Here is a 13,609-nt window from a genome sequence, read left to right on the forward strand (position 1 = left end):
TAGATTCGATAGACCAGGTCACCAGTGTTTCCCAACTGCGGGATGTATCTCCTGGAGACTGGGCTTATGAAGCTTTGCGCTCTCTGGTAGAACGGTATGGCTGTATTGCTGGTTATCCTAACCGCACATTCCGTGGAAACCGGGCAACTACCCGTTATGAGTTTGCGGCTGGTTTGAATGCTTGCTTGAACCAGATTGAGCGGTTAATTGCAGCTAGCACCGCTGATTTTATTACCCGGGAAGACTTGGAAACCCTGCAACGGCTGATTCAAGAGTTTGAAGCCGAATTGGCTACCCTAGGGGCACGGGTGGATAACCTAGAAGGTCGGGTGGCTTTCCTAGAAGACCATCAGTTCTCCACCACCACTAAACTCAAAGGGGAGGTTCTGTTTACCTTCGCTGGTGCATTTGGGGAAAAACAAGCTGATGATGATGTCAGGGGAGAAATAGATGATGATGATGAGAATCAGGTTGGCATTGATGAAAACATTACCTTAAGTAACCGGGTACGTCTGATTTTCGATACCAGCTTCACTGGTAAAGACCGGTTGAGAACTCGTTTGCAGGCAGGGAACTTTACTAAGCTCAGTGGTGATGTCACTGGTACCGACATGGCTCGCTTGGGTCATGATGCGGATGGTGGCAATGATGTGGAAATTACTAAGTTGTACTACCGTTTCCCCATTGGTACAAAATTCACGGCTTATGTGGGCACCGCTGACCTTGACATAGATGACATTTTCGACCCCACCAACCCCTGGCTGGAAAGCAGTGGCAGTGGTGCCTTATCCCGGTTTAACCGCCGTAACCCCGTAACCTATCGCGGGCCAGAGGGAGCTGGTGGCGGTTTCACCTATAAATTTAGTGATGCCCTGAGTCTATCACTGCTTTATCTAGCTGACGGGGATGATGCTCCAAGTCCTGCTCAGAAAGATGGACTTTTCAATGGTGCCTATAGCGCTGGTGCTCAACTGGGTATTTCACCCATTGATAACTTGGAGTTATCTTTGACCTACGTCCGTAGCTACCAGCCAGGAGGCGATGTCAACCTTTCCGGTAGCACTGGGAGTAGCCTTGCCAAGGAGCCCTTCGGCGAGGAGGTGGCTACCTCTGCCAATCGCTTTGGAGCACAAGCCAGTTTTCGCCTGACCGAACAAATTCACATCGGCGGTTGGTTTGGTTATATTGATGCGATCGCTGAAGATGATTTTATTCACGAGAATGGTGAGATTGTTGAAGAGGGTGACAATGCTGACATTTTCACTTGGGCAGCCAACCTGTCTTTCATTGATTTAGGCAAAGAGGGAGCTGTGTTCAGTATTGCTGGAGGTGTGCCACCTAGGGCTACCGAAATTGATGGTACTGATGCAGAAGATGATGATACTTCTTACCTAATTGAAGCACAGTACAAATTCCCCATCACCAACAACATCATGATTACTCCAGGAGCCTACGTGATTTTCAATCCTAATCACGATGATGACAATGATACGATTTGGGTTGGAGCCATCCGTACCACCTTTAAGTTCTAGGTAATAATTCTAGGGTTTGCGATCAGCTATCTGCTGTAATTTATTAGCAGATAGCTGATTAGTTTAGGAGAAGTCAGAAGTCAGAAGTCAAACTCTTGCGCTTACTTAGGTTTGAGACTTTTGTCATTTCCTATAAGTTCTAGGGTTTTATTTTTATTTAAAAATTCTAGAGTGCCCTGTCTTGATGCAGTCGCTCATGGGGAGGGGCTGTGTGCGGAACCTGCGTCCGCACCTGTCTTGATGCAGTCGCTCATGGGGGAAACCCCCAAGACCGCGCTGCATCGCTGTAAGCCCCGTGGAAACCCCCAAGACCGCTTAGGTGCGCTTTCCGCATTAAGAATTAAATTCGCCACGGGTCGCACCTCTGCATCGCTGGCGACTACTATATCATAAGTGACTACAATCGAGGATGAGTATCTTTCTCGAAAGATCACAAAAAATGATATGCTAATCCAGAGTTGTCCTAGACATAACTAATTCTAGTGGTTAAGATAAAGGGTTGGGGACTAATTTGAGTCCAAGAGTATAATCTACTAGGGTTGAGGTTGATTGACAAAGGATGTCAACAAGTTTTTGGAATACGATCAAATATAGCCCGGCTTTGCTAGGGGCTTCATTACTGGTGGCTAACAGCGCCTATGGTGCTCCCAAGCTTGAGGCATCTTCTACTGAAACCCTTCCGGCTCCACAAGAGCTATCGGTTGCCCAGGGTAACGGTGAGTCTAAGGGTGAGTCTAACTCGCAAATTTTAAAACAAATCAATCTCTACAACAGCAACAGTACTGATGTAGATGCCCTAGAGCAGGTGACCAGTGTTTCTCAACTGCGGGATGTATCTCCTGGTGACTGGGCCTATGAAGCTTTGCGCTCTCTGGTAGAAAGGTATGGTTGTATTGCTGGTTATCCTAACCGCACATTCCGTGGAAACCGGGCAACTACTCGTTATGAGTTTGCGGCTGGTTTAAATGCTTGCTTGAACCAGATTGAGCGGTTAATTGCGGCGAGCACCGCTGATTTTATTACCAGGGAAGACTTGGAAACCCTGCAACGGCTGATTCAAGAGTTTGAAGCAGAATTGGCTACCCTAGGGGCACGGGTGGATAACCTAGAAGGTCGAGTGGCTTTCCTAGAAGACCATCAGTTCTCTACCACCACCAAACTCCAAGGGGAGGTGATCTTTACCTTCGCTGGTGCCTTTGGGGAAGAACAAGCTGATGGTAGTGGAGATGACATTGATCAAAACATTACCTTAAGCAACCGGGTACGTTTGAACTTAAATACCAGCTTCACCGGGAAAGACCGGTTGAGAATTCGTTTGGAGGCAGGAAACTTTACTCAACTCAGTGATGTGACTGGTACCGACATGGCTCGCTTGGGTCATGATGCGGATAGTGGCAACGATGTGGAAATTCCTGACGTGTTCTACCGTTTCCCCATTGGTACAAAATTCACGGCTTATGTGGGAACATCTGGCCTTGCCTTGGATGACGTTTTTGACCCGACCAACCCGTTCCTGGAAAGCAGTGGCGTTGGTGCGTTATCCCGGTTTAATCGCCGCAACCCCGTAACCCATCGCGGACCAGAAGGAGCTGGTGGCGGTTTCACCTATCAATTTAGTGATGCCATCAATCTATCACTGCTTTATCTAGCTGATGATGGCGATGCTCCTAGTCCTGCTCAGGGAGATGGATTGTTCAATGGTGCCTATAGCGCTGGTGCTCAACTGGGTATTTCCCCGATTGATAACTTGGATTTATCTTTGACCTACGTCCGTAGCTACCAGCCAGGAGAAGATGTTAATCTTTCCGGTAGCACTGGTAGTGACCTAGCCAAGCGCCCCTTTGGCGAGACGGCTACCTCTGCTAATCGCTTAGGAGCACAAGCCAGTCTTCGCCTGACCGAACAAATTCACATCGGCGGTTGGTTTGGTTACATTGATGCGATCGCAGAAGATGATAATGGTGCGGTGTCTGAAGGTGACAATGCTGAAATCTTAACTTGGTCAGCTAACCTGTCTTTCGTGGATTTTGGCAAAGAGGGAGCTGTGCTGAGTTTTGCTGGAGGTGTGCCACCTAGGGCTACCGAAATTGATGGTACTGATGCAGAAGATGATGATACTTCTTACCTAATTGAAGCACAGTACAAATTCCCCATCACCAACAACATCATGATTACTCCAGGAGCCTACGTGATTTTCAATCCTAATCACGATGATGACAATGATACGATTTGGGTTGGAGCGATTCGTACCACCTTTAGATTCTAGGGAAACATTCTAGGTGTTGCTATCAGCTATTAGCTGTCAGTTATCAGTAGATATTGTGTAGGGTGCGTTAGGGACCTGCTAGCCATCATTTTCACGGTCGTCAGGGTTGGGATAGCTTGTCCCGTAACGCACCACTAGCTCTAAAAGCCATGTTGCTTTAGTAACAAAAACCCTGACTTCTTTTCGAGGTCGGGGTTTTTCTGCTTCGGTATCAAAATGCTAAAATTTACCCAAGATTCAGGTAATAGGTGCTCTCTATGAATGTTATTAAAATAGGGTCATTTCTATCACTGGGCATTATATTCGCACTAACCGGCAATGGGGTTAATGCCCTGCCTGGTCAGAGAACTGATCAAGTTGCTGCATGGATTAACGGTCACCCCACTCTACGACCTGGTATTGGAGATGGATTACTAGTGCGCAAGAGTGATACGGCTGGGGAACGATTTACCTTTCAAGCCACGGTCTTGCCTCCTGGTACCATCTCTTATCCAAAAGACCGGAGTACAATTCGCAGTGAACGCATTGCTATCCATGACCAAGTTAATGGGGTAACCCTCGAACGCCTGGAGGAATCCCTGCGCACTGTCTATGGTCCAAAGATTTATCGAGATTACAATAGCGCTCAGTTTGTATATACCTATCCCTCTCGAGAAATCTTAGAGTTATCACGGCGACAAAACCTACCACTGTGGTCAGCTGAACAGGGTCAACTCTTGTTAGGAGAACAATACGGCTATTGGATAGAAATAACTCAAAATGATACCGGCAAGGCTTTCATTGGGCAACTTACGGTTTTCCTGAAAGAGGATTTAGGCAAACTAGAAACAGAATTACGGGCACGGTAGGTGAGTATTAATAAGAAGGGAGTCGGGAGTCGGGAATCGGAACCCACCCCTAACCCCTCCCAGGAGGGGAACGGGAATCGGGAATCGGGAGTTTGGGAAGCATTATTACTATAAGAACCCCATCTTATATATAATTATTTGGCATTTCTTGATTCAGCAACATCCGATCTTTACCTATAACCGCATCAAGCTTAGGGGCGCGAGCAACACCTGTAGGCAAAAAGCGAACTATTAGCGATCGCGTCCGCTAGAGCGCCCTAGTTAGTAAGATATGGGATTAAGAACGATCATTTTTTGCTTGAGATCCGGAAATAACCCAGTACAACGGTTTATTTATAACTAGAACTTTCTGAAGTTGGATTAAATAATTCCCACAATCCAACAAACCCGACAAAAAAAGTATAAATGCCATAATTTATAGGATTTTTATCACAACTGTTAGCTTTAAAAGCAGCGATTACACCTTCAATAAAATGGGAGATTAGAGCAATACTTCCTAGGCACAATGCAGCATAGAGGTTACTTGGTAGAGAGCCATGGGTTAACTGTAAATAAATATACCAAATTTCTAGACCTAAAGCGCAAGTAATTAAAATAGTAGATGTTATTTTAATTAGATAAAATAATTGATTTTTCATTATTAACTGTAACTAAAAGTAGCTATAGTCTGGAGATCGGGAAATCGGGAATTCCCATCTCCCCACACTTCCCTGTAAAAAAAATACCAATTAAAGTAAGGTGGGCAAAGTTCCATTATCTAAAATACTCAAAACAACCAAACTGCTTTTGCCCACCCTACAAGCTCTAGTGCTGCTAAAAAAAATTAGTACTAATAACGGCGTGGCACCAAGTTCAGCAAAACATCAGCAATAGCCTGGGAAATTGGTAAGCCAGGGCAAAGCTCAAGCCAGAAGAATTCTCCCACTGGATTCACCTCAAGAAATACATGGCGACCATCGGGAGTTAGAATAATATCAATCGCGCCATAGTTCAACCCAAAGTAATCCATTAGCTTCAGCAACTTTTCTTCCAGATCCTGGGGCAGCTGATAGGGCTGCCAAGCGTTTAGGGAATCAACGCCCCGTCGCCGCCAGTCATAACGAGCACCTGGAAACTGTTGAGAGTCTATCGAAGCAGTGAACACTTGCTTTCCGACAATTTTCGTTCGTAACTCTAGTGCCTTAGGCAGATGTTCCTGAAAGGTCATTGGACAGAACCTTAGTCCATCCAAGTTGTCCAAATCCTCCGGTTTGACCGGATTGGTAAACACTACCTGCTCCTGTCCCTGCTGATCATAGATGGCAAAGGATGAAAGCATCTTGGTGATTATACCTGACTCACATTCTTTGGCAAATTCCACCACTGCTGCGGGATTATTGGTGGTGAGGTTAAGAGGAGTATCTATCCCGAGTTCCCGTGCTACTTTTAGCTGTAACTGCTTATTTTTGGCTTGCTCAACCACAGGGACCCGATCCAAGTGGAAGCCATCGATACTGGCAATCATACCTTGGATAGTTACACGAGATTCTTGTACAGAGGCTTGCCGCATTTGCGGATCCATGGTGCTGGGAATTCTTGCCCCCATGGCAATGCGCCGATACCAAACTGCTGAGACCTCCTGCAAATCTAGCTTTTCTTCCTCAGACTTCAGGATTAGTCTTTCTGTATTCTTACCGTCTCTATTCTTACCGTAATAGACATCTAACTGGACTTCCGTGGGAAATCGGTCAGTATCAAACCGAAAGGCTTTCCCCCCTTTTTCTTCAATGGCTTTTACCACTAGGGGAATGCTTTGGTTGTCTTGGCTATGGGTAATAATTAAAACTGTCATTGTTAATAGGAATCGGGAATCGGGAATCGGGAATCGGGAATCGGGAGTAGGGAGTAGGGAGTAGGGAGTAGGGAGAATAAACTTGTTAAGTATCAATCAAAAAGTAAAAATAACAAATTATCAAAGTTAATTATTATGAATAATTAATACCCGAAAATCACAAAATATAGCAGAAGTCAGAAGTCAGAAGTCAGAAGTCAAACTCTTGCGCTTCTTGATGCAGTCGCTCATGGGGGAAACCCCCAAGACCGCGCTGCATCGCTTACTTAGGTTTGAGACTTTTGTCATGTCCTAACTGCTCTGGCGACTGCTATATTTGCATAAACACCTATTTTTTTTTAAAAAAATTTTATATAAAACATAAATAAATCATAGTTGATATTATTTTTTAATTTATCGGGTTGATTGCACTTATGCTGTACAGTTTTTATTAAAAAAATCATTAATAATGAGAGATATTATTGCCTTAAAAATATCTTTATTATTGCCTATTGCCTGTTGCCTGTTGCCTGTTGCCTTAATTGGCAACCTCAGACAACAAGGCATCTGCGATCGCATCAGAAATGGGGTAACCTAAATCTCGCTCTAGCATGCCCCATTCGCCAGTGGGGTTAACTTCTAGGAAGACATACTCACCGTCTGGGGTGACAATCATATCAATAGCGCCATAGGTTAGTCCCAACCTTGCCATCAAAGCATTCAGGCCATGGGCAACCTGACTGGGCAATTGATCAGGTTCCCAAGCACAGTCCTCTGGTTTAGCAGACCGCCAATCCATTGTTGTTGCAGAATACCGAGAAGCATCGAGAGCCCCTACAAATAGATTTCCCGCCACGAATGTTATTCGCAACTCCCGCTGTTTAGGAATCTCCTCTTGGAAGACCATGGGGCTATAGCGCAACATTTCTGCCTCTTGGAGGTCTTCTTCTTTGACAACGCTGGTATATAGGAAAAAAGAAGAGGCTTCCATACTATAGGAAAGAGGAGTAAGCAACTTAGCCACCATCTTTCCTCCAACCTCAGCAAAAAAACCCCGCATCCGATCTGGATTATTCGTGACCAGAGTGCGGGGAACGAGCAGACCAACTTCATTGGCAATTCTGAGTTGACGTGGTTTGTTTTCTGCCTCTCGGATTCGTTCTAACCTATCTACCCAACGAGCATGGTTGAGATGATCTAAGAAACCATCAATGGTTGCTAATGATTCCCTAACGCAAGCGTCTTGGAATTGGGGAGCTAAGTCTGGGCTGACTTGTGGATGCCAGAGTCGTCGCATCCAAACCCCTTGCACGTCTTCGGTTTTAATCGACTGTCCACTATAGTCTAACTGGTAACTAAGCCCCTCGCTACTGATCCCGGCTGCTAGTTGCACCTTACTGGGAAATTGATCCGTATCGAAGCGAAAGGGTTTAGCCGATACTTTTTGGCTACTAAAGTCTACCAAAGCAGACCTTAGCTCACCAATGCAAGCTGATTACTCAGCCAGGGTGTATCTACCAAAGCTCTTAGGAATATCCCGCGAGCGCCATTGATGTCGCGTTCGCGTTCGCGCAGCGTCGGCTTTGCCGAAAGCGTGACCAAAGGTCAATCCATTACTCGGCCATCAATCAAAGACCTAATAGTCTTACTGCCTCCGATGTTAACTATTTGTTAGAGTCGATGTCCCCTATTAAGGGGAGCATCTCTCCTACAAATCCGTACGTGCGACTTTCGTTGCATACGGCTCCTAAGTATCTTTTTGGCTGCTGTGTATGTATTGGTGGCAGCTCTGGTGAACCGCCATTAAATTCTTTGGTTTCCAATTGTCGTGGTTTCCATCTAGGTGATGAAGGTGTACAGATTCGTTGCCTATTAACTTGTGACCACAATGTCCACAGCAATGGTTTTGCTTCTTCAAGGCTTTGGAAGTAGCATTATCGTAGAGTCCAGAGTTCCTTTGGCTCCAGTACACCAAGTCTCCGTCATAGGGGGACTTGGTGCCCCTGACTTTAATATGCTTGTTTTCCTTATATTTCACCGCCGGGAATGCTTTCTTTACTAATCTTTCGGATTCGTATCGATTGATTTTCTTCTCTTTTCTGAATTTCTCTTCTGTTCTCTTTGCAGTGAACCACAGAGAGTTTCGGGAGCCGTCCATCTTGCAATTCCGGTGGTAATTTCTCCAGCCCCTTATTATGGGAGCTAATTTTTCAGCCTTTATTTTTGCACCATAGTTCGAGCTGTTGGCCACGGCTTTAATCTTCTTTTTGATGGTTCTTAGGTTTTCCGCTGAGGGAATACTTCGGAACTTTCCATTTTTCTGGACTCGGAAGTTCCAGCCCAGGAAGTCAAAACCGTCTGTCGAGTGAGTTATTTTGGTCTTTTCTTCGCTGATTTCCATTCCGCGTTCAGTTAAGAATTCCTTGACCTTTTTTAACACCTTTTGAGCGTCTTCGTTAGGTTTCAGGAATATTACCATGTCATCCGCGTAGCGGATTGATTGGTGTAGGCTTTCAATTCCATTTAGTGCCACGTTGGCTAAGAGTGGGCTGACCACACCTCCTTGGGGTGTTCCTTGCTCCGTGAATTCCGGACTGACGCCCGCTTTTAAACATCTAAAAATCCCCTGTTTTATGGATGCCGGTGCTAACAGTCTATCCATTATGGAGCTGTGTGATATGCGGTCAAAACACTTTTTGATGTCTAGTTCTATGACCCTTTTTGTGATGCCGTTGCAACTTGAGTTCAGGTTATTGAACACGTGTTTTTGGGCATCGTGCGCACTTCGTCCAGTCCTAAACCCGTAACTCCGGGCGTGAAAGGTAGCTTCGTGTGCAGGTTCTAGGGCGTATTTCACTAGACATTGCCATGCTCTATCAGCGATTGTCGGGATTTTCAGCATTCGCGTTTTCCCGTTCTTCTTGGCTATCGGGACTTCCCGTAGTCCAGTATGTTTCCAGTCGGAGCCATATTGGTTCAATAGCTCAAGTAGCTCTAATCTCTGCCGGTATGTGAGGGATGACTTACCATCAATGCCGGGGGTTTTCTTACCCTTGTTGAGCTGTGTTACTTGACGGATGGCCAGTAGTTGTGCTGAGCGGGATTTCATTATCAGTTTCTGTAGAGACCTGGCTTTTCTCAGGTTTCCAGCTTGAACTGCTTTATATAAACGTCTTTGTAGGCGAAAAAGGTTTTGGCGAAGTTTCTTCCACTGTTGCCCTTTCCAAAGGTCACTAGCTTTTTTGCTGTGTCTACCCATGCTCTTCTCCAAAGTCTATATACTTGATACCCGTGACCAGTTTTCGGTCACATCCTACCCGGCAGGAGGGATTAAGTTTGACATAACTTACTAGGGTTTCGACCGTTCCTTAGACCTCGTGTTGCTGCCGTTTTTACTCGTTCCATCTATTAGATTGTTGTGGTGATTTAGGTCAGTCCAATTTGCCCATCCTCCTCTCGGAGATTACAGCTATTCTGGAGAAGACGCTGTGAGAGTAGAGGATACATTCCATATTGGTTTTTCAGGTTATGGTAGGCTGGTAGGACATTTTTCTAGGACTTGTTTAACCATGTCACCTCCCCTTTAGCGCCAGTGTTGTTACCTGCTTCTTTTCAACTGATTGCGCCCTGGTGCCAGCTTCACTCTGTAGGGATGTCGCCCTGCTCGGTGTGGCCAGATAGGGAGTCACTTATCTCTTCAAGGGGCGGGTTTTCACCGCCATCCAATAGATAGTTAGAAATCTTTTGAGGGTGTTACCCTCACGATTCCCCTTACTCATACCCCTCTAGTTTCTAGAGGCTCCTAGTAAGAACGAGCCGCACCTCCAGTCCAGCTAACTGTCTTACTCGTATAGGCTTCACAAACATCCACTACTATTTTGCCGGTTTCCGAAGCTTTATGCTTTAAAAACTCTTTAAACCTAAAATGGGAAAATGTGAGCAAATTCCGTACAGTTTTTGACCGGATTTTTCTTTTTCCTTTTTTTGACATTTCAGACGTCTCAAAAGTTGGAAGTAATATCACATCAAAGTGGTCAACTAAGAATCGAGCAGCTTTGTGATGGAGTTCGTTTATTAGATTTTGAATTCTAATGATAATTCGCCTAGCAGCTTTCCTCATTCGTCGCTTCTGATTCCTAGACGCCTTGCTAATTTTTGACAGTAAATTATCAAGATGAGTACAAAGTCTCTGAATTCTGGAAAAATCTCCGTGACCAATCTTTCCTACAGAATTTTCGCTAAAAAACGTCAGAAATGTTCTAACACCGGGGTCTATCGCTACCACTCTACCTTGGTTATCGGCTTTCGTTTGAGTAGTTTGATGAGGGACTGTTAAATAGTAGTCCCCATTCGTGCTGGTTAATCGACAATCTCCCCTGTTATCAGGCAAAGATTCGGAAAAGGTTAAAGTCCCTAATTTTGTGTGATAAACCCCCTTCTCCGAGACCGCTGACTTTGGGATGTAGCAAGACTGAACAGGATTTTTTCGAGACCTAAACCTAACCCGATTAATTTGCCCAGTCTTTTTGTACTTTTTCTTGGATTCCCTGACAGCGGTGCAAGCATCCTTAATCCCTATGGATTTAATTTGATAAGGCACTGCTTTACACCACTCGGGAAGGTCATTTAATATCCCAGTTTTGATAGCTTTCCAATTAGCTTTTATTTCGCCATTTTGGAGTATCTTGACGGTTTTATTGAATACATAACGGGACACTCCAAACCATTTACGAATAATGGAACGTTGTTCAGCATTGAGGAATATCCGAATCTTTTTTGATTTTTGCCCCGTACTTTCGGAGTCCGTGAACCCGACAAGAGAAGACGTGAATGATTCAGAGAAGATCCGCTGTGAGTTCGGATCCTCGACAGCTTTCAGGCTGGTCGAGAACCAGGATTTTGCCACCGTTGAGCTCTGCCAGGTATTCAAACAGTTCAAACCCGAATCGAGTGAGTCTGTCTCTACAGGCAACAACAATAGTGAGCTGACATCCTTGCATAAGTCGTTCCAGTATGGTTCTAAGCCCTTTCCTTTTGTAGTTGAGTCCTGAACCGATATCCTTGATGATTTCCGCTTCTGGGAACATGGAATGCATGTATGCGACTTGCCTGGCGAGATCGTCAAATTGCTTGCTGCTACTGACTCGGCAGTAACAAATTGTGACTGGCTCGGGAGCTTTTCGTTTCCCCAAAGTGGCAAGACTAACTGTATCGAACATTCTGTACCCGCTTGGGGTTCGTTCGCATTTGATGATGCCATTGTCTGCATATTTCCTCAAAGTGGTTTGAGAGAGTCCCGTAAGTTCGACCGCCTTAGGTCGTGGTACTAGTGTCATGTCTCTATTCTAACAATTATGAAAAGACTTTACTAGACTTTATGACACTTTGCATAACTGTCTACTAACCCCTCTTTTTGATAGGGATTCCGCTACTCTATCAATAGTGAAGTAATCACCACTGTGGGTTATTAATAGAATTATATCACGAGATCGGTTCATATACGTTAATGGTGAAGAATAAATAACAGTAATAGGAATTAGCCATTGCCCCCTAAATCCCCCAAGTTTGGGGGACTTTTTGAGTAATCCCCCAAACTTGGGGGGTTAGGGGGGCAAAACCAACTAAACTTCGTAAGTCCTAAGTAAAATAAATAACACTCAGCCCAAAGCTGATAGCTGAGGGCTGATCGCGGGTTTCAAAAGCTCAGTTGACGCAAAGGGAGAAATAGTATCGGTAATTATTTCAACTACCCCTGTCTAATCGAGTACCCTAATCGAGTACACCCTTGGCAAGGGGATTGTGTCTACAGTTCACCTCCAATCTAATTCCCGAGATAGGCTAGCCTTTGGCAATCCCCTCAGTCTAGAGTTTTGGTTTCATCCTGGGACACATCAGGGACGGTTGAAAGTCGCCCCGTCCTCTCAAAGTCTTGCCTCAAGAGGAGCGTTCTCAGTGCGATATTCTTGGCTCCAACTAAATCAGCATGTAGTTTGTATCCACAAGCCATGCAATCAAAATCTAAGCCCTGATTGGGTCGATTGGCTTTATTGGTGTGACCACAACGGGGACATGACTGGGAGGTGAAATTAGCATCAACTCTAATCGCTAAAGCGCCACCCAAAACGGCTTTATAGTCAATGAAGTGCAAATTATTGCTGTACCTATTTTTGCAGCACCTGAATGAATCAAGTCTAAGTGTTTTTGAGCTCCGGAGTAGTCAATTTTTATGGGACCTTCTAAGGTAACTAGGCTAGCTTTACCTTTAACAAATGAGTAGTCACGCTTGTAACTAAACGTACAGGTCCGAGCTCTGAATTTAGGAGGGGGATCTAAGCCTTGGTAACGCTTGTTGGTAATCCCGGATTTTAAGTGAGTAGCATTACGCTCTACTTTCATCCAGAGATTTTTATAGATTGCAGCTACCTGTCGAGGTACGTTACATGCCATTTGGGCTGGTAACCTAAAGCGTTCTCGAATGTCGTAGTAAACCTGCTTTTGTAACTTAGCCGCATCAGAAAGTTTGCCTTTGTCAAACGCCAATTTCGATGTATAGTTCAAGGCATCACGATAAGCTAAAGTAACTGCACGAAGCTTTTGCTTTTGCTCCGGTGTGCAGTTCAACTTCAGCTTTGCTGTAATTACCTGCTGCATCGAATCTTTGACCTTTGTTAATTGTGTTATAGCAGTTATAAATTGGGTGAGGTACTTTCCCAGGGCTATTTCATTCTCATGAAAGCCAAGAAATGCTAGGCTTACAAGTTAACCGAGAGTTTGATTAGTGACCATGGGTCAGCCCCCCCAATCTGCCCCTGCTGTTTTACTGCCTAGCCTGTCCCAAGAGGAGTCAACCCCAGAGCCGATCGAGATTTTAGAAGCCTTTTCTGATATCCCAGATGTGCGCAAGGTCTCAGGTAAACGGCATAAAGTCGCTCTATGTCTAGCTCTGTAACTTCAGGCTATAGCGGCTGGTAACCGAGGGTTAAGAGCGATTGGCGATTGGCTCAACAGCTATCGGGAGGACAAGATTGAACGTTTTCTACCCCCAAAGCGGCGAATTCCTTCCTACAGCACGATTCGTCGTGTCCTAAAAACCAAAGGATTATCAGCAGTATTCTGCGGCCCTGGCTCGGTTCTTTGGCATTGAACCCAAGGC

At 45.1% G+C, this 13,609-nt stretch carries 13 protein-coding genes and 1 pseudogene; 4 read left to right on the top strand and 10 right to left on the bottom strand.

What is annotated here, in order from left to right; all coding sequences use genetic code 11:
- On the top strand, positions 1-1,532 hold a 1,532-nt coding region (locus tag LYNGBM3L_RS14900; RefSeq protein WP_008184751.1), incomplete at its 5' end, for an iron uptake porin.
- A 194-nt stretch (positions 1,533-1,726) separates the two neighbouring features.
- On the opposite strand, the gene LYNGBM3L_RS43600 is transcribed toward LYNGBM3L_RS14900, so the two are convergent.
- Entirely contained in the window at positions 1,727-1,885 is a 159-nt protein-coding gene (locus LYNGBM3L_RS43600) for a hypothetical protein (RefSeq protein WP_154659802.1), read from the bottom strand.
- A gap of 206 nt (positions 1,886-2,091) precedes the next feature.
- Between LYNGBM3L_RS43600 and LYNGBM3L_RS14905 the strand changes: the two genes are divergently transcribed.
- Positions 2,092-3,798, top strand: coding sequence for an iron uptake porin (locus tag LYNGBM3L_RS14905; protein WP_008184753.1), 1,707 nt, complete (start codon positions 2,092-2,094; stop codon positions 3,796-3,798).
- A 257-nt stretch (positions 3,799-4,055) separates the two neighbouring features.
- On the top strand, positions 4,056-4,646 hold the full coding sequence (locus tag LYNGBM3L_RS14910; RefSeq protein WP_008184755.1) for a hypothetical protein: 591 nt from the start codon (positions 4,056-4,058) through the stop codon (positions 4,644-4,646).
- A 329-nt stretch (positions 4,647-4,975) separates the two neighbouring features.
- Here the strand turns inward: LYNGBM3L_RS14910 and LYNGBM3L_RS14915 are convergent, their stop codons facing one another.
- The 9 genes and pseudogenes from LYNGBM3L_RS14915 to LYNGBM3L_RS46540 all read right to left on the bottom strand — a co-directional run bounded on the left by LYNGBM3L_RS14915 (position 4,976) and on the right by LYNGBM3L_RS46540 (position 13,107).
- Positions 4,976-5,284, bottom strand: coding sequence for a hypothetical protein (locus tag LYNGBM3L_RS14915; protein ID WP_008184757.1), 309 nt, complete (start codon positions 5,282-5,284; stop codon positions 4,976-4,978).
- A gap of 191 nt (positions 5,285-5,475) precedes the next feature.
- Entirely contained in the window at positions 5,476-6,477 is a 1,002-nt protein-coding gene (locus LYNGBM3L_RS14920) for an MvdD family ATP-grasp ribosomal peptide maturase (RefSeq protein ID WP_008184760.1), read from the bottom strand.
- Positions 6,478-6,994: 517 nt separating this feature from the next.
- A complete protein-coding gene (locus LYNGBM3L_RS14925; protein WP_008184762.1) occupies positions 6,995-7,921 on the bottom strand; it encodes an MvdC family ATP-grasp ribosomal peptide maturase in 927 nt (308 codons plus the stop codon).
- Positions 7,922-8,203: 282 nt separating this feature from the next.
- Positions 8,204-9,715 (bottom strand): reverse transcriptase domain-containing protein, encoded by a 1,512-nt coding sequence (locus LYNGBM3L_RS14930; protein ID WP_009148815.1) that lies wholly within the window; start codon positions 9,713-9,715, stop codon positions 8,204-8,206.
- A gap of 543 nt (positions 9,716-10,258) precedes the next feature.
- Positions 10,259-11,362 (bottom strand): RNA-guided endonuclease TnpB family protein, encoded by a 1,104-nt coding sequence (locus LYNGBM3L_RS14935; RefSeq protein WP_081473251.1) that lies wholly within the window; start codon positions 11,360-11,362, stop codon positions 10,259-10,261.
- The gene (locus LYNGBM3L_RS14940) at positions 11,292-11,792 is read right to left on the bottom strand and encodes an IS607 family transposase (protein WP_008184766.1); all 501 of its coding nucleotides are present in this window, start codon (positions 11,790-11,792) and stop codon (positions 11,292-11,294) included. Before LYNGBM3L_RS14940 ends, LYNGBM3L_RS14935 begins: the two co-directional genes overlap by 71 nt.
- A 66-nt stretch (positions 11,793-11,858) precedes the next feature.
- Positions 11,859-11,954: pseudogene (locus LYNGBM3L_RS49880) on the bottom strand (MvdC/MvdD family ATP grasp protein); the annotation flags it as partial.
- A gap of 359 nt (positions 11,955-12,313) precedes the next feature.
- Positions 12,314-12,577, bottom strand: coding sequence for a zinc ribbon domain-containing protein (locus tag LYNGBM3L_RS46535; protein ID WP_044493312.1), 264 nt, complete (start codon positions 12,575-12,577; stop codon positions 12,314-12,316).
- Positions 12,562-13,107 carry a hypothetical protein gene (locus tag LYNGBM3L_RS46540; RefSeq protein ID WP_008184770.1) on the bottom strand — a complete coding sequence of 182 codons (546 nt, stop codon included), beginning with the start codon at positions 13,105-13,107 and terminating at the stop codon, positions 12,562-12,564. The genes LYNGBM3L_RS46535 and LYNGBM3L_RS46540 overlap by 16 nt, the downstream gene beginning before the upstream one ends.
- Positions 13,108-13,240: 133 nt before the next feature.
- Between LYNGBM3L_RS46540 and LYNGBM3L_RS40780 the strand changes: the two genes are divergently transcribed.
- A complete protein-coding gene (locus LYNGBM3L_RS40780) occupies positions 13,241-13,405 on the top strand; it encodes a transposase family protein (protein WP_143764213.1) in 165 nt (54 codons plus the stop codon).
- The last annotated feature ends 204 nt before the right edge of the window (positions 13,406-13,609 follow it).

This window comes from Moorena producens 3L (assembly GCF_000211815.1).
GTDB classification, from domain to species: Bacteria; Cyanobacteriota; Cyanobacteriia; order Cyanobacteriales; family Coleofasciculaceae; genus Moorena; species Moorena producens.

Bases quoted from the DNA above. Each gene is read 5' to 3' on its own strand.
- LYNGBM3L_RS14940 (WP_008184766.1), bottom strand. From the start codon at position 11,792: ATGACACTAGTACCACGACCTAAGGCGGTCGAACTTACGGGACTCTCT.
- LYNGBM3L_RS40780 (WP_143764213.1), top strand. From the start codon at position 13,241: ATGGGTCAGCCCCCCCAATCTGCCCCTGCTGTTTTACTGCCTAGCCTG.
- LYNGBM3L_RS14910 (WP_008184755.1), top strand. From the start codon at position 4,056: ATGAATGTTATTAAAATAGGGTCATTTCTATCACTGGGCATTATATTC.
- LYNGBM3L_RS14920 (WP_008184760.1), bottom strand. From the start codon at position 6,477: ATGACAGTTTTAATTATTACCCATAGCCAAGACAACCAAAGCATTCCC.
- LYNGBM3L_RS14915 (WP_008184757.1), bottom strand. From the start codon at position 5,284: ATGAAAAATCAATTATTTTATCTAATTAAAATAACATCTACTATTTTA.
- LYNGBM3L_RS46540 (WP_008184770.1), bottom strand. From the start codon at position 13,107: ATGCAGCAGGTAATTACAGCAAAGCTGAAGTTGAACTGCACACCGGAG.
- LYNGBM3L_RS14930 (WP_009148815.1), bottom strand. From the start codon at position 9,715: ATGGGTAGACACAGCAAAAAAGCTAGTGACCTTTGGAAAGGGCAACAG.
- LYNGBM3L_RS14905 (WP_008184753.1), top strand. From the start codon at position 2,092: ATGTCAACAAGTTTTTGGAATACGATCAAATATAGCCCGGCTTTGCTA.